The sequence below is a fragment of the Lichenicoccus sp. genome, from assembly GCF_965277665.1.
Classification (GTDB): domain Bacteria; phylum Pseudomonadota; class Alphaproteobacteria; order Acetobacterales; family Acetobacteraceae; genus Lichenicoccus.
Map to the genome: position 1 here is coordinate 3773468 of NZ_OZ255835.1, position 16162 is coordinate 3789629.

Below are 16162 nucleotides of genomic sequence, written 5' to 3' on the forward strand. Positions count from 1 at the left end.
ACGGAGCGTCCGTCACATGCGCCCGGGAACCGCGATCCCGAGCAGCCAGAGGCCCTTTGCCAGCACCATGCGGGTGAGGCCGCACAAGGCGATCCGAGAGCCGCGCTCGGCGTCGTCAGAGGCAGCCAGCACCGGGCACTCGCTGTAGAAGCGGCTGAAGGCCTGGGCCAGCGCGAACACGTAGTCGGCGATCTCGTTCGGGGCGAGGTTGCGGCTGGCAGACGCCACCGCGTCCGGCAGCCTGGCGCATTCCAGCACCAGCGCGCGCTCCGCCGGCGCGACTACCGCGATCGCACCCGGCATGGCGCCCTGGGCCTCGGCGCGGGCCAGGATCGAGCCGATGCGCACGCAGGCATATTGCACATAGGGTCCGGTGCGGCCCTCGAACGAGACCATCCGTTCGGCGTCGAACACGTAGCCGGAGGTCCGGAACGACGACAGGTCGGCGAACTTCACCGCCGCCAGGCCGACCAGGCGCGCAAGCTGCTCGCGGTCGAGGCCTGGTGGCGTCTCCGGCAGGCGCTCGGCGGCGCGGCCGATGGCGTCGCCCAGCAGGTCGGCGAGCTGCGCCACATTGCCCTCGCGGGTCTTGTACGGCTTGCCGTCCGGCCCGTTCACGGTGCCGTAGCCGGCATGAACCAGCTCGATGCCGCCGACATAGCCGGCGCGGCGCGCGGCGCGGAACACCTGCTCGAAATGCAGCGCCTGGCGCTGGTCGACCACATAGATGATGCGCGCGGGATCGTACTCGCGCTTGCGCGACAGCAACGTCGCAAGGTCCGTCGTGGCATAGAGCGCGGCGCCGTCCGACTTCGCCAGCAGCAGCGGCGGCATCGGCCTGAATTCCTCGGCGGTCGCCACCTCGACGATCAGCGCGCCCTCGCTCAGGGTGGCGATACCGCGCGCGCGCAGGTCGGCGATCATGTCGGGGATCAGCTTCTGCACGTCGCTCTCGCCCAGTAGCAGGTCGAAATGCGCATCCAGCAGCGCGAAATCCCGCATCTGCGCGTCGAGCGAGATCCGGCGCAGTTCCGACCAGACGCGGCGGGCCTCCGGGTCGCCGGCCTGCAGCGCCGCGGTCGCGGCGCGCGCCGCGTCCATGCGGGCGGGATCGGCCCGGCAGGCAGCAGCGGCCTGTGGATAGAGCACCTGCAGGTCGGCCTCGGTCAGCGGCGGCAGGCTGCCCGGCGGCAGATCAGGCCAGCGCCGGCGTATCTCCGACAGCAGCATGCCCATCTGCAGGCCCCAGTCGCCGAGATGGGTGTCCGAGAGGGTGCGGATGCCCTGCGCGCCGAGGATGCGACGCAGGCTCTCGCCGATCACCAGCGTGCGCAGGTGTCCGACATGCAGCGGCTTAGCGACATTCGGGCCGCCGAAATCGAGCATCACCAGGCCGCTCTCGACCTGCTCGATGCCGACATGGGCCGGGTCCGCCGCCTGCGCCCGCGCGCACTCCGCGAGGAAGGCCGCCGACAGCCGCAGGTTGAGGAAGCCGGGACCGGCGACGCTCACCTCGTCGAACTCCGGCCTGGCGCCGAGCAGGGTCGCGACCTCGGCCGCGATCTCGCGCGGGTTGCGCCCGGTCGCCTTGGCCAGCGGCATCACGCCGTTGCATTGCAGGTCGGCAAGCTCCGGCCGCGACGCGCGGGACGCCCGGGCGGTCTCGGACGGCAGCCCGGCCGAGACAAAGGCGCCGGCCAGCAGGTCGTCGACGCGCCGGGTCAGCGAGACCGTCATGCCTGGTTGCCGGCGAAGGTCAGCGCGTCTTCAGCTCGGCCTCGAGCTCCATGATCCGCTTCCTGACGCTGTCGCGCAGCGTGGCGGACACGTGCGGCTTCATCGCGGCCAGGGTCTCCTTCAGCTCGCGCAACTGCTTCTGCTTCTCGGCGGTGTTGCGCCGGATCGGCTGGTTGTCGGAGTGCTGTCCATCGAATGCGCGCATCGCGGGGTATCCTGTCGTCGTGCGCCGCAGGCTTACGACGCCCGGCGGGGAGTGGGAAGCGGCCGCAGGAGCGGGTTGCTTCAGAGCCTGTTTGAAAACGCCTGATGCTGGATGAGAGCGGCCTGAAGGGCCGCGCCCGGCGTGACTTTCCGAGCACCGGAGCGGAGCAGCCTTCTCGGCTGTGAGCACCGGAGCGGAGAAAAGGCGCGTCGGATCGCCAGCAGCAGGCGTTTGCAAACAGGCTCTCAGGCGGAGACCGCATTGCGCGACAGGATGTCCGCGAGCGCCGCCAGCAGCCGGTCGGACTGCGCATCGGTGCCGACGGTGATGCGCAGGTAGGCCGAGATACGCGGCCTGGCGAAATGCCGCACCAGCACCCGGCGCTCCCGCAGTGCCAGCGCGAGTTCGGCGCCATCGCGATGCGGATGGCGCACGAACACGAAATTGGCCGAGGACGGCAGCACGACAAAGCCGAGCCGCTGCAGCCCCTCGGTCAGGCGCTCGCGGCTCTCGATCACCGTCTGGCGGCTGGCCTGGAAGAAGGCCTCGTCCTCGATCGCGGCGATGGCCCCGGCCTGGGCCGGCCGGCCGAGCGGATAGGAGTTGAAGCTGTCCTTGACCCGTATCAGCGCCTGGACCAGGGCGGCATCCCCGACAGCGTAGCCGACGCGCAGCCCGGCGAGGGCGCGCGACTTCGACATGGTGTGCACCACCAGCAGGTTCGGGTGGCTGGCGACCAGCGGGATCGACGTCTCGGCGCCGAAATCGACATAGGCCTCGTCGATCACCACCGGCTGGTCCGGATGCGCGGCCAGCAGGGACGCGACCGCATCCCGGGTCAGCGCGATGCCGGTCGGGGCGTTGGGATTGGCCAGGATGATCGCGCCGGCTGGGCGCCGGTAGTCGGCGATGCGCACACGCAGCTCGTCGTCCAGCGGCACCGTCTCGTGACGCACGCCGAACAACCGGCAATAGACCGGATAGAAGCTGTAGGTGATGTCCGGGAACAGCAGCGGTGCCTGGTGCCGCAGCAAGGCGACGAAGACATGCGCCAGCACCTCGTCGGAGCCGTTGCCGACGAACACCTGCTCGGGCTGCACCCGGTGGTAGCGGGCCAGCGCTTGGCGCAAAGCGGTGGCGTCCGGGTCCGGATACAGGCGCAGCGTGTCGGTGGCCGCGGCGCGGATCGCCTCTAGCGCGCGCGGTGACGGGCCGAGCGGGCTTTCGTTGGTGTTGAGCTTGACCAGGTCGGCCACGCGCGGCTGCTCGCCCGGGACGTACGGCGTCAACTCGTGCACCAGGTCGCTCCAGAAGCGGCTCATCGGTCATCGTCCTGTCGGGCTGCGCAGGGTGTGCGCACGCTCACGCGAGGATGCAAGCCTTGCAGGCAACCTTGTGCGCCTGCGGAACGTCGGTGTGTCTCCAAGACGGGGCCGTCAAGAGGGAGCCTCTGCATGCTCGAGAAACTGCCTGCCGGCGTCGGCCGCGCGCTGAAGTCGGTGCGTCCCGGGACCCAGGCCCTGGTGACGCAGGACGCAAGCTTCGCCGACGTGCCGGATGTGATCGCCGTCACCTCGACAGCGTTCCCGCCGGACGGGCCGATCCCGTCCCGCTACACCGAGGATGGCGAGAAGCTGTCGCCGCCGCTGGAGTGGATCGGCGTGCCGCCCGAGGCGCAGGCCCTCGTGCTGCTCGTCGAGGATGCCGACAGCCCGACCTTCCGGCCGCTGGTGCACGCCATCCTGGGCGATCTGCCGCCGTATGACGGTGGCCTGGCCGAGGGCGACCTGCCGGCCTCCGGATCGGGCAGCGAGCGTTTCGGCATGGGCCGGAACTCGTTCCTGTCGCATGGCTGGCTCCCCCCGGACCCGCCGCGCGGACACGGGCCGCATCGCTACGCCTTCCAGATGTTCGCCCTCGACGAGGTGCCGAGCTTCAACAAGGCGCCGGGCCGGTCGGCCCTGGTCGCCGCGCTGCGCGGGCACGTCATCGCCAGGGGCTTGCTGATCGGCACCTACAGCCGAGGCTGAACGTCGCAGGCGGTCCGGCCCGGGTCTTGCTCTGCCCGTCTCCGGGGCCGGGCGAGGACGGGCGGGGAATGCGGAGTGAAGCAGACGGCTCGATGCCGCACGACCCGGCGAGCCTGCTCGGACGGCTCGACACGCTGGCGCGGTGCACGGATGGCGCCGGGGTCCTGACCCGGCTCTATCTTACCCCGGCGCACGAGGCTGCCATTCGCTTGGCGCGCGGCTGGATGCAGCAGGCGGGCCTCGCAACCCGCCTGGATGCGGCGGCGACCCTGGTCGGGCGGCTGGAGGGCAGCGATCCCGACGCCCGTACGCTGCTGATCGGCTCGCATCTCGACACCGTGCCCGACGCCGGCCGCTATGACGGCGCGTTGGGCATCCTCGCCGGCCTGGCGGCGCTGGAACGGCTTCGCGACCGCGACATCCGGCTGCCGTTCGCGGTCGAGTTGCTGGCCTTCGGGGACGAGGAAGGCGTGCGGTTTGCGCGCACCTTGACCGGCTCGCGCGCCTGCGCCGGGACGCTGGATGCGGCGTTGCACCTCGCGTCCCACGATGCCGAGGGCATCACCCTGCGCGATGCGCTATCGGCCTTCGGCTGCGACCCGGATCGGCTCGGCGACGCCGCCTACCGGCCCGACCGCGTCATCGCCTATCTCGAACCGCATATCGAGCAGGGTCCGGTACTCGAGCAGGCGGCCCTGCCCCTCGGGGTGGTCACCGCGATCAATGCCGCCAGCCGGTTCATCGTCACGGTATGCGGCGAGGCGGGCCATGCCGGCACGGTGCCGATGGACAGCAGGCGGGACGCTTTGGCGACCGCCGCCGAGATGATCGTGGCAACGCGCGGCGCCGGCCTGGCCTGGCCCGGGGTCACCGCGACGGTGGGGCAGATCCGGGCCTGGCCCGGCGGCGTCAACGTGATCGCCGGCGAGGTCGAATTCAGTCTCGACCTGCGTGCCTCGACCGACGCGCTGCGCGACAAGGCCTGCGCCGCCCTGTTCCATGAGTGGGACGCGATCACCGCGGAGCACGGTGTCACCCACAGCATCGCGCCGGGCTTCTCCGCTTCGGCGGCTCCCTGCGCCGAGGACTGGCAGGCCCGGCTGGAGCGGGCGGCCATCGCCTGTGGCCTGGAGACCAAGCGCCTGCCGAGCGGCGCCGGCCACGATGCGATGGCGATGGCGGCGCTCTGCCCGATCGCGATGCTGTTCGTGCGCTGCCGCGGCGGCATCAGCCACAATCCGGCGGAGTCGATCACCGGGCAGGATGCGGAGCTGGCCGTCGACGTGATCGTGCGGCTGCTTGAGGATCTCGCCGCGGAAGGCATTCGCTGAAGAGCACGTCGAAGTTGCCAGGCCGCCCATGAGGGCCGCTTGTTACTCCGGCGGATCCTGCTAAGGGTCGTGGCATGCGCGCCGCCCTCGCCGCCGTCCTCTGGATTATCACCTCTGGTGGGGTCCGGGAGTATGCGCGCTAAGGCCTGACGGCCTCGAGTTGCCTCCCGAAACCCGCCGGTCCGGTCGGGGTTTCGCTTCAGTCCGCTCCCGGCTACCGGCTCCGAACAGGAACCGATCGTGCCAGGATCTCCCGCCGACCCCAGTTTCCCGCTCTTGCCGCTGCTGAGCTTCGCCTTCAGCGCCTCGGCGACACCCGGGCCGAACAACATCATGATGCTCAGTGCCGCCGCCGCGCACGGCTTTCGACGCACGCTGCCGCAACTGGCCGGCGTCGCGATCGGCTTCGGGGTGATGGTGGCACTCGTGGCCTGTGGCCTCGGCGTGCCGCTGGCACACAGCCGGATGCTGCAGCGGGCGCTGCAGGCCGTGGGCGCGATCTGGATGACCTGGCTCGCCTGGAAGATCGCCACGGCGCCGGTGCAAGGCGATCTGCGTGCGGTGCGGACGCTGAGTTTCTGGGGCGCCTGCGCCTTCCAGTGGATCAACCCCAAAGGCTGGATCATGGCAGTCGCCGCGACCGCCACCTTCCTGCCGCCCGGCGGCAACGCCCTGGTGTTCGGACCGCTGCTCGGCCTGGTGTTCACCCTTGTCAGCGTCCCATGCGTCGGCGGCTGGGGCCTGATCGGCGCGAGCGGCGGCCGGCTGCTGCATCATCCGATCCGGCTGCGCCTCTTCAACGTATCGATGGCGCTCATGCTCCTCGCGACGGTAAGCGCGATGCTGGTCGAATGATCAGCACGGGCGCTGTTCGCGCCTCAGCCGGTCGCGATCGCTCCCAGCAGGTCGATCAGGTCCTGGTGGCCCTGCCGCCGCGCCAGGCTGAGCGCGCTGTTGCCCTCGCCATCGCTGCGACGCGGATCGGCGCCGGCCTCCAACAGGTAGCGCGCCATCTGCTCGCGGCCGAACATCACCGCGAACATCAGCGGCGTGCGGCCGACATCGTTCGGGGCATCGACGGCCGCACCTGCCTCGACCAGATGACGGGCAATCTCGACATCGCCCTTGAAGGCAACCCCGCCGAGCGCCGTGCTCCCCTTGGCATCGCGGCCGTCCGGCAGCGCACCGCGTCCCAGCAGCAGCCGGGTGGCGTCGAGATGGCCATTATAGGAGGCCAGGATCAGCGGCGTGTAGCCGCGCAGATCGGCGCGATTGGCATCCGCGCCGGCATCGAGGAACGCCTCCAGCAGATCGGCCTGCCCGTCCCGCGCGGCGCCGAAGAACAAGGCCTCGACCTGCTCGTGGGTGAAACCGGCCGGTGGGGCCGGCACCGGATCCGGATGTTGGGTGGTGTTGGTCGGCATGGCAGCGGGCTCCTTGCTTCGCGGTGAAGCCACCGAAGAGGCTGTTGGCAACACCTGATGCTGGATGAGAGCGGCCTGAAGGGCCGCGGCCGTCGTGACTTTCCGAGCACCGCAGCGCAGCGGCCGTCTGGCCGTGAGCAGCGGAGCACAGGAAAGGCGCGTCGGATCGCCAGCAGCAGGTGTTTCCAGCAGCCTCTAAGCCGAGCCTATCCCCGGCGCTACGACCTGACCAGCACGGCCACCGGCAACAGCGCGAACAGGTCGGCCAGCGGCACGTCCCCACTCGCGTAGCGACGCTGGCTGAACAGGTCGACCCACTCGCCGTCGGGCAGGGTGGCACTGCTTCCCTCCCAGCCCGGTTCGGCATCGCGCAGGCCGGGGTAGCGCGAGACCAGCACCGCCAGGCGGCTGTCCTCGTGCGATCGCACGAAGCCCAAGGCCTGTTCCGAACGCTCGCCGGCGACCGCGATCGGCTCATAGCCGCCATCGGCGAACAAGGCGGCATGCTCCGCCCGCAGCCGCAGCAGCAGGGTCGTCACGGCGAGCTTGATGCGGCCATCGGCCCAGTCGTCGCGCAGCTCGGCAAGCGTTGCGGCGCCTCGCTCCGCAAGGGCCGGTTCGATCGCGTCCAGGGCGCGGCGCCTGACCTCGTAGTCGACCGGACGGCGATTGTCCGGATCGACCAGGCTGAGGTCCCACATCTCGCTGCCCTGGTAGAGGTCGGGCATGCCCGGCACCGTCAGCTTGAGCACCGCCTGCACCAGGCTGTTCTCGACCCCGAGACGCGCGACCTTCTGGACGAACGGCAGGAAGGCGGCGAGGAAGCTGTCGCGGTTCGGGTCGAGCGCGTCGCGCGCGAACGACTGCATCGCGTCCTCGTAGGCCGTATCCGGCGACGACCAGTTCGAGTGCAGCTTGCCCTCGCGCATCGACTTCTCGAGGGTCGCCTTGATGCGTTCGCCATAGGCCCGCAGCCCGTCGGCGTTGGTGCCGGCAAGCATCTCCACCGGCCAGGAGCCGACCAGGAGCTGGTAGAGCAGATACTCGTCATTGCGATCCGGCGGCGCGTTGCCCTCGACATCGCCACGGCGGGCGCGCAGCAGCCGGCTCCAGGTCTGCACCTGGCGCGCCCACTCGTCGGGGATGTCGGCCAGCACGGCAAGCCGGGCGCGGGTATCCTCGCCGCGCTTGGTGTCGTGCGTCGAGGTGCCGAGCATGGCGTGCGGCCAGTTCCTGGCCCGCTGCGTGTTGGCCTTGTGGAAGGCACCGGCGGACAGGCCGAACCGTTCCGGCTCGCCGCCAACCTCGTTCAGCGCCACGAACCGGTTGTAGCGATAGAAGGCGGTGTCCTCGAGGCCCTTGGCCATCACCGGGCCGCTGTACTGCTGCAGCTTCATCGCCAGCCGCAGCACGCTGGTGCGGTTGAAGCCGCTCTTCGGATGCGCCGTCAGACGTCCCGACAGCAGGTCGTGCAGGAACCTGAAGACCGACGGATCGAGCGCCGGGTCGTAGCGGCGTGCCTGGGTGATCGCCCAGTCGAGGTCGCGCTTGTCGGCGCTGTCGCTGTCCGATTCAAACTCGATATAGGTGCGATAGACCGGGAAGCAGGCGACGATCTGCTTGATCGCCCGCTGCAGCACCGTCTTGGTGAAATCCGCCGTCATCGGATTCTGCCGCGCGACCCGCCCCGCATCGCGGCCGAGCGCGTTCAGCTCGCTCGCCATCTCGTTTTCCATGATGCGTATCTTGCAGTCATAGACGATGCGGGCGAACGGCGTGCGCAGGCCGGTGAATTCGTGATAGGTGGCGGTGAAGGCCGCCTCGGCGCCCGGATTGACCAGCACGCCGAGCACCAGGTTGGTGAAGTCGTAGCCGGTGGTGCCCTCGACCTTCCAGTCCTCGCGCAGCGCTTCGTGCGCCGCCAGGATCTTTTCGATCACCAGATAAAACGGTCGGTCGGTCGCGCGACGCAGGTCCTCGATATAGGCTTTCGGATCGAGCAGCCCGTCGATGTGGTCGATGCGCAGCCCGTCGATGGTGCCGTCCTCGATCATCGGCAGGATAAGGCCATGCGCGTGCCGGAACACCGCCGGCAGCTCCATGCGTATGCCGGCTAGATCGTTGATATTGAAGAAGCGCCGATAGTTGATGTCGTCGCCGGCCACACCGAAATAGGCGATGCGCCAGCTCTGCTGCTGGATCAGCGCATCGAGTGCGCGCCAGTCGGCATTGAGCGCCGCGATGCTGGCATCGAGCGCTGCCCGCGCGGCCGGATTCTCGCCCGCTGTACGCGCGAGGTCGGATTTCAATGCGGCCGCGCGCTCGGCCATCTGCGGCCGCCACTGCGCCAGGTCGGAGAAGAAGTCGCTCAGCCGGTCGAGCTCGGGATCGTCATGGCCGAGCACGATGTCGTACTGCAGCGGGCAGATCGGCAGCTTGTGGTTGTCATAGGCCCAGACCGCAAGGCTGCCATCCTGCTCGTCGAACTTGACCTGCAGCTTGCCGCCCTTGAGTTCGACGCCGTACTGGTCGCCGAGGAACGGCACCAGCAGCTTGTCCTTGAGGTAGCGCCGGTCCGGATCCCAGTCGATATCGAACCAGCCGGCATGGTCGGACTGCGGACCCCATTCCAGCACGTCGAGCCAGAGCGGGTTGTCGGCGCCTCCGACACCCATGTGGTTCGGCACGAAGTCGAGGATCTGACCAAGCCCATGCGCCTTGAAGGCGGCAACCATGGCGTCGAAATCCGCCTCGCTGCCGAGTTCCGGGTTCAGCGCCAGATGGTCGGTGATATCATAGCCATGCGTGCTGCCCGGCCGGGCCTTCAGGTAGGGCGACGCATAGACATGGCTCACGCCGAGCCTGGCCAGATAGGGCGCCACGGCGGTGGCGTCCTTGAAGCCGAAGCCGGCATGGAACTGCAGCCGGTAGGTGGCGCGCGGCGTGGTCATGCAGCCTCCAGGGACCAGCGCACCGACCAGGGGCCCATGCCCGGATCGGTCTCGCCCTCGGACCAGATCGTCCGGCCGGTCGGCGTGGGGAACTCGATGGTCGTGTCGGAAAGAATGACCGACAGCGCCAGCACGTTGTCGAGGCCGATCTGCCAGCGCACCTGCACCGCGCCGGCGCCGAATTCGATCGCGCTGCCGCCGCGCACGATGTGCGGCAGCAGGGGCACGATCTCCCGGCGACGCACCGCCAGCAGGTCGCGATAGAGTGCGAGGTGATCCTGGTTGATCTCGTTCCAGTCCAGCTTGGCGGACGTGAAGGTGCTCTCGGCCAGCGGATCGGGGATGCGGTCGCGTTGTTCCGGGTCCTGGAATTCCGGAAACCGCGAGAACTCCTCGCGACGGCCGCGGCGCACCGCATCCGCGAGGTCGCCCTCGAAGTCGCAGAAGAACGGGAACGGCTGCCTCGCACCCCATTCCTCGCCCATGAAGATCATCGGCGTCTGCGGCAGCAGCAGGTAGGTCGCGGCCAGGGCACGCATCGCGGCCGGGCTCGCAATGGTGCCGAGCCGGTCGCCGAACGCCCGGTTGCCGACCTGGTCGTGGTTCTGGATGAAGGCGACGAACGCACCCGGCGGCAGGCTGGCGGCCGGCGCACCGCGCGGCGCGCCGCGATACGGCATCATCTGGCCCTGGTAGGCGAAGCCTTCCGCCAGCGCCTTGGCCAGCAGCCCGGTATTGCCTGCGTAGTCGGCATAGTAGCCGGTCTTCTCGCCGGTGGCGGCGACGTGCAGGACATGGTGGACATCGTCGTTCCACTGCGCGGTGTAGTGCACCGGCTCGCGCCCGCGGCGCGTCAGGCGCTTGGGTTCGTTGTCCTCGTTCTCCAGCAGCAGATGCACCGGGCGGCGCGCGCCGGCGCGGGCCCGCTCCGACAGCTCGTCGAGAAGATGCCTGGGCCCGTCATCGATGATCGCGTGCACCGCATCGAGGCGCAGCCCGTCTAGGTCGTATTCCTCGAGCCAGTACAGCGCATTATGGATGACGAACTCGCGCACCGCCCGGCTGCCCTCGCCGTCGTAGTTGACGGCCGCGCCCCAGGGCGTGTGGTGGCGCTCGGTGAAGAATTTCGGGGCATAGACCGGCAGGTAGTTCCCGTCCGGTCCGAAATGATTATAGACCACGTCGAGCAGGACAGCGATGCCGCGCGCATGCGCCGCCTCGACCAGCGCCTTGAAGTCCTCCGGCCGTCCATAGGACGAGTCCGGCGCGTAGGGCAGCACCCCGTCATAGCCCCAGTTGCGCTGCCCCGGAAAATCCCACACCGGCATGAGCTCGATGCCGGTGACGCCGAGTGCGGCCAGGTGGTCGAGCTTGCCGATCGCAGCGAGGAAGCTGCCCTGAGGGGTGAAGGTGCCGACATGCAACTCGTAGAGGACGATCTCGTCCCAGGGCCGCCCGTTCCAGTCCAACGACCACTCGTAGGCTGCCGGGTCGATCACCTCGCTCGGTCCGTGCACATCGTGCGGCTGGAACCGCGAGGCCGGGTCCGGCACCTGCATGCCGTCCGGCAGCACGAACCGGTAGAGCGTGCCGGCTCCGGCCGCCCGCAGCCGGAGCGTGTGCCAGCCTTCCGCCAGCGCCTGCATCGGCTGCGTCGACCCATCCGCCTCGAGCCGCAAGCTGACCTGCCGGCAGCCCGGAGCCCAGAGCCGGAACTCGGTCGAGCCGTCCTGCAGCAGGGCCGCGCCTGCCGGAAGCCTGTGCTGGCGCGTGCTCATCAGGCGTTATCCGGCACCAGGGCGAACATCAGGAACGAACGGCCGGTGACGCCATAGACCGCACCCGCCTTGAAGGTCTGGTCCTCCTTCTTCTCCTCCGCCTCGGAGATGTTGGTGTCGATCATCAGGGTCCAGTGCTGGTCGGTGCCGCCATGGCTCGGCAGGGTGAACTCCACCAGGTCATGCCAGGCATTGGTGATCAGCAGGATCGTCGCATCCTCGCCGCGCCTGCGTATGCCGCTCTGCTGGGCGCGGCCGTCCAGGACCAGGCCGACACTCTGCGCCGCCGCGTCCCAGTCGCCCTGCTGCATCTCGCCGCCGCCGGCATTGATCCAGGTCAGCTCCTTGACGTCGAGCTCCTCGTTCAAGGCCTCGGTCAGGAAGCGGTTGCGGCGCAGGATCGGGAAGCGCGCGCGCAGGCTGGTGACACGCGTCACGAAGTCGATCAGCGCCTGCCCCTTCTCCTCGATGTTCCAGTCGACCCAGGAGATCGCGCTGTCCTGGCAGTAGGCGTTGTTGTTGCCGTTCTGCGTCCGGCCGAACTCGTCGCCCGCCACCAGCATAGGCGTGCCCTGACTGAGAAGGAGCGTGGCGAGCAGGTTGCGTATCTGCCGCGCGCGGACCCGGTTGATCTCGGGATCGTCGGTCGGGCCCTCGATGCCATAGTTGCTGGAGCGGTTGTCGGACGAGCCGTCCTTGCCGTCCTCGCCGTTGGCCTCGTTGTGCTTCTCGTCGTAGGTGACGATGTCGTTCAGCGTGAAGCCGTCATGCGCGGTGACGAAGTTCACCGAGGCCCACGGCTTGCGGCCCTGATGGTCGAACTGCTCGGGCGATGCGAGCAGGCGCGGCGCCAGTTCGGCGACATTGGATGCACCCTTCCAGAAGTCGCGCACGGTATCGCGGAACTTGTCGTTCCATTCGGCCCAGCCGGGCGGGAACTCGCCGACCTGGTAGCCGCCGGGCCCGCAATCCCAGGGCTCCGCGATCAGCTTCACGGTGCCGAGCGTCGGGTCCTGGCAGCAGGCCTTGAGGAAGCCGGACTGGTTGTCGAAGCCGTTCGGCTCGCGCGCCAGGATGGTGCCGAGGTCGAAGCGGAAGCCGTCGACATGCATCTCCTCGGACCAGTAGCGCAGGCTGTCGGTGACCATCTGGATGACGCGCGGATGGCTCAGATTGACCGTGTTGCCGGTGCCGGTGTCGTTGATGTAGTAGCGCGGCTTGTCGGCCAGCAGCCGGTAGTAGGAGGCGTTGTCGATGCCCTTGAACGACAGCGTCGGGCCGCGCTCGTTGCCTTCCGCGGTGTGGTTGTACACCACGTCCAGGATCAGCTCGAGGCCGGACTCGTGCACCTTGGAGACCATCTCCTTGAACTCGCGCAGCGAGTTGGCGCGGTCGGCGGCATAGCGCGGGTCGGGCGCGAAGAAGCCGATGGTGTTGTAGCCCCAGTAGTTGGTGAGGCCGCGGTCCAGCAGCTGGCTGTCGTTGATGAAGCTGTGCACCGGCAGCAGCTCGACCGAGGTGACGCCGATGCCCTTGATGTGGTCGAGCACCGCCTTGGTACCGAAACCGGCATAGGTGCCGCGCAGGGCCTCCTCGACCTTCGGGTGCTGCATGGTGTAGCCGCGCACGTGCGTCTCGTAGAGCACGGTGCGGTCCCAGGCGATCGGATTGCGGCGCGGCTGGCCGTGCCAGTCGTAGTTCTGGTCCACGACAACCGATTTCGGCATGAACGGCGCGCTGTCGCGCGTGTCGAACGACAGGTCCTCGTCCTTGTGGCCGATCGTGTAGCCGAAGATCGCCGGGTCCCATTGCAGCTCGCCGACATGGGCGCGCGCGTACGGGTCGAGCAGCAGCTTGTTCGCATTGAAGCGATGGCCGGCATCCGGCGCATACGGACCGTGCACGCGGTAGCCATAGACCTGTCCCGGGCCGACCTCGGGGATCCAGCCATGGAAGATCTGGTCGGTGAATTCCGGCAGCGCGATGCGCTCGAGCTCGGTGGTGCCGCTCTGGTCGAACAGGCAGACCTCGACCTTGGTCGCATTGGCCGAGAACAGGGCAAAATTGACGCCTTCGCCGTCCCAGTGAGCGCCACGCGGGAACGGGTAGCCTTCGCGGACGCCACTCTTCAAACTGCTCGCCACGGGGTCAGGCTCCTGTTTTCATGCGCCGCAACAACCCGGCGCGACGCGCGCGGTTCCGGTCGCTCAAGTCGGTGGGAACAAGAAGCTTCGGCACTCGCCGAAACCGAGTGTCACGAAGGCAGCAGGGTCAACATGTTGGCGATCGCGTTCGACGGCGAGTGCGAGCTCCGGCGCATCCACGGCCTCGTCCGTCAGGCGGAAGGTGCCGAAATGCATGCCGATCGACTGCTTCGCGCCAAGCTGCCGATGCGCCCGCACCGCTTCCGCCGGGTCCATGTGCATACGCCGCATGATGGCGCGCGGCGCGTAGGCGCCGATCGGCAGCAGCGCGAGGTCGGGAGCGCCGAGCCGGTCGCGGATCAACGGCCAGTGCGTGCCGTCGCCGGTATCGCCGGCGAACAGGATGCGCAGCCCGGCCCCGTGAGGCGCCTCCTGGCGCGGCATGGTCTCCAGCATGAACCCGGCCCAAAGCGCGCGCCCGGTATCGCGCGTGGTCCGGGCCGAGAAGTGCCGCGCCGGCACCGCGGTGATGCGCACCGGCACCGGATGATCGGTCTGTCCCGTTTGCCACCCCTGTGAAGTCTGCCACCAGTCCAGCTCCTCGACCGAAAAGCGGCCGGCCTTGCGGATCAGGCCGGCATTGCCGAGCGGCGTGATCACGCGCGGGGCCGACCGGCGATACAGCGCCCGCAGCGATGGCAGGTCGAGATGGTCGTAATGGTTGTGCGACTGCAGCACGAGGTCCACCGGCGGCAGCTCGTCCAGCCGGCGCCCCGGCGCCCGGACCCGGGCCGGGCCGATCCAGGAGACCGGCGAGGCGCGATGGCTGAACATCGGGTCGGTCAACACGGTGAGCCCCGGCAGGCGGATGAGGAAGCAGCTATGGCCGATGAAGGTGACGCTGACCTGCCCTGGCGAGGGCACCGCGAAAGGGTCACCAGAAGGCGGCGGATCGGTAATCCAGGTTGGCCACGGGGAGCCGGAGCGCCGCATGCGCCAGCGCAGCAGGGTCAGCATCCGGCTGCGGGAGCCGTGTGGGGCGGCGATCGCGGGGTCCGGCGCCGGCTCGGGCGGGCTCAGCCAGGGCGGGTTGCAAAAACCGTCGGCGGTATGGTGGCTGAGATCGGTCAAGCGCCGCCTGCTTCTGGGTCGCGGTCCGGCAGGATGTCGGAGAGCGGCCTGGTGATCACGCGAGCCCCGCGGCCATAGGTCAGCCAGGCCCAGACCCAGTTGATATAGACCACCAGGCGGTTGCGGGCACTGACCAGCAGCAGCAGGTGGACCGCGCTCCAGACCACCCAGGCGGCAAACCCGGTCAGCCGGATCCAGCCGAAATCCGCCACCGCCGAGGACGCCCCGATCATCGCCAGCTGGCCATAGTCGCGGTAGCGGAAGGCGCCGGGCGGCGTGCCGCCGGCCAGCCGGGCCGCGACGATGCGTCCGACATGGTGGCCCTGCTGCTTGGCGACCGAGCCGAGGCCCGGCAGCGGCTTGCCGTCGGCGCCCTGGCATGCGGCGGCGTCGCCGATGACGAAGATCTCGGGATGGCCGGGCAGGGTGCAGTCCGGTCCGACCGCGACCAGGCCGTGCTTGCCCGGCGGCACGTCGAGCCAGTGCGCCACCGGGGTCGCCTCGGTGCCGGCGGCCCAGAACACGGACGCCGACGGGATGCGCGTGCCGCCGGCCTCGACGCCGTCGGCATCGACGGCGCCGACCTGGCATGACAGCCGCAGCTCGATGCCGAGCGATTGCAGGCGCCGGGCGGCGTAGTCCGAGAGATGCTGCGGGAACTGCGCCAGCACGCGCGGCCCGGCATCGCACAGGATGATGCGGGCGTCCGGGGCGTGGATGCGGCGGAAGTCGCGCGACAGGGTGTGGCGCGACAGCTCGGCGATGGCGCCGGCCAGTTCCACCCCGGTCGGGCCGGCGCCGATCACCACGAAGGTCAGCAGCCGGGCGATCTCGGCGGGGTCGGTCGCGATCTCGGCCCGCTCGAAGGCGTCGAGCAGCCGGTTGCGCAGCAGGTCCGCCTCGTCGAGCGTCTTGAGCGCCGTGCTGTGCTGCTTCCAGTCGTCGTGGCCGAACCAGGAATAGACCGAGCCGGTCGCCAGGATGAGCGTGTCGTAGGCGAGGCTGTTGCCGGAGGCGAGCCGGATGCGGCGCTGGTCGCGCTCGATGCCGATGAGCTCGTCCATGACCACCGTCACATTGCGCTGGCGACGGAAGATCGAGCGGATCGGCAGGGCGATGTCGTTGCCGGACAGCGCCGCGGTGCCGACCTGGTAGAGCAGCGGCTGGAACAGGTTATGGTTGGTGCGGTCGATCAGCACGATCGCGGCGTCGGCCCGATGCAGGGCGCGCGCGGCATTCATGCCGCCGAACCCGCCGCCGACGATCACGACCCTGTGAGGGGCTTGCCCGGCTTGTCCCGGCTCCCCGTCGAAAGCCGGCCTCCTGTCGCGAGCGTGTGTCGGATCAGGCTGCACCCGCGTCCCCTTCCCGTTATGTCGGACCCATCGCGGGAACGGCCTCCCGGGAGGGCAGGTTGCAGACCTGCGGTGC

The 16162-nt window shown here is 69.2% G+C and carries 12 protein-coding genes; 3 read left to right on the forward strand and 9 right to left on the reverse strand.

What is annotated here, in order from left to right; genetic code table 11:
- Positions 1-12 precede the first annotated feature (12 nt).
- The 3 genes from argS to hisC all read right to left on the reverse strand — a co-directional run bounded on the left by argS (position 13) and on the right by hisC (position 3264).
- Entirely contained in the window at positions 13-1737 is a 1725-nt protein-coding gene (gene argS / locus ACQY4O_RS17655; RefSeq protein ID WP_428377679.1) for an arginine--tRNA ligase, read from the reverse strand.
- Between the two features lie 19 nt (positions 1738-1756).
- Positions 1757-1942, reverse strand: a complete 186-nt coding sequence (locus tag ACQY4O_RS17660) for a hypothetical protein (protein WP_428378255.1) — start codon at positions 1940-1942, stop codon at positions 1757-1759.
- A gap of 245 nt (positions 1943-2187) precedes the next feature.
- Positions 2188-3264 (reverse strand): histidinol-phosphate transaminase, encoded by a 1077-nt coding sequence (gene hisC, locus ACQY4O_RS17665; protein ID WP_428377681.1) that lies wholly within the window; start codon positions 3262-3264, stop codon positions 2188-2190.
- Positions 3265-3396: 132 nt separating this feature from the next.
- On the opposite strand from hisC, the gene ACQY4O_RS17670 reads away from it, so the two are divergent.
- The 3 genes from ACQY4O_RS17670 to ACQY4O_RS17680 all read left to right on the forward strand — a co-directional run bounded on the left by ACQY4O_RS17670 (position 3397) and on the right by ACQY4O_RS17680 (position 6158).
- Positions 3397-3972, forward strand: a complete 576-nt coding sequence (locus ACQY4O_RS17670) for a YbhB/YbcL family Raf kinase inhibitor-like protein (protein ID WP_428377683.1) — start codon at positions 3397-3399, stop codon at positions 3970-3972.
- Between the two features lie 68 nt (positions 3973-4040).
- On the forward strand, positions 4041-5303 hold the full coding sequence (locus ACQY4O_RS17675) for an allantoate amidohydrolase (RefSeq protein WP_428377685.1): 1263 nt from the start codon (positions 4041-4043) through the stop codon (positions 5301-5303).
- A gap of 240 nt (positions 5304-5543) precedes the next feature.
- Positions 5544-6158 carry a LysE family translocator gene (locus ACQY4O_RS17680; RefSeq protein ID WP_428377686.1) on the forward strand — a complete coding sequence of 205 codons (615 nt, stop codon included), beginning with the start codon at positions 5544-5546 and terminating at the stop codon, positions 6156-6158.
- Between the two features lie 23 nt (positions 6159-6181).
- Here the strand turns inward: ACQY4O_RS17680 and ACQY4O_RS17685 are convergent, their stop codons facing one another.
- From ACQY4O_RS17685 to ACQY4O_RS17710, 6 genes are all read right to left on the reverse strand, one after another.
- Complete coding sequence (locus tag ACQY4O_RS17685; RefSeq protein WP_428377688.1) at positions 6182-6727, reverse strand: ankyrin repeat domain-containing protein; 546 nt, start codon at positions 6725-6727, stop codon at positions 6182-6184.
- 218 nt (positions 6728-6945) lie between these two features.
- On the reverse strand, positions 6946-9678 hold the full coding sequence (gene treY, locus ACQY4O_RS17690; RefSeq protein WP_428377690.1) for a malto-oligosyltrehalose synthase: 2733 nt from the start codon (positions 9676-9678) through the stop codon (positions 6946-6948).
- Positions 9675-11456: a malto-oligosyltrehalose trehalohydrolase gene (treZ, locus tag ACQY4O_RS17695; RefSeq protein ID WP_428377691.1), complete on the reverse strand. Its 1782-nt coding sequence runs from the start codon at positions 11454-11456 to the stop codon at positions 9675-9677. The genes treY and treZ overlap by 4 nt, the downstream gene beginning before the upstream one ends.
- Positions 11456-13600: a glycogen debranching protein GlgX gene (glgX, locus tag ACQY4O_RS17700; protein ID WP_428377693.1), complete on the reverse strand. Its 2145-nt coding sequence runs from the start codon at positions 13598-13600 to the stop codon at positions 11456-11458. Before glgX ends, treZ begins: the two co-directional genes overlap by 1 nt.
- A 63-nt stretch (positions 13601-13663) precedes the next feature.
- Complete coding sequence (locus ACQY4O_RS17705) at positions 13664-14731, reverse strand: MBL fold metallo-hydrolase (RefSeq protein WP_428377694.1); 1068 nt, start codon at positions 14729-14731, stop codon at positions 13664-13666.
- A complete protein-coding gene (locus ACQY4O_RS17710) occupies positions 14728-15999 on the reverse strand; it encodes an NAD(P)/FAD-dependent oxidoreductase (protein WP_428377696.1) in 1272 nt (423 codons plus the stop codon). Before ACQY4O_RS17710 ends, ACQY4O_RS17705 begins: the two co-directional genes overlap by 4 nt.
- Positions 16000-16162: the final 163 nt, after the last annotated feature.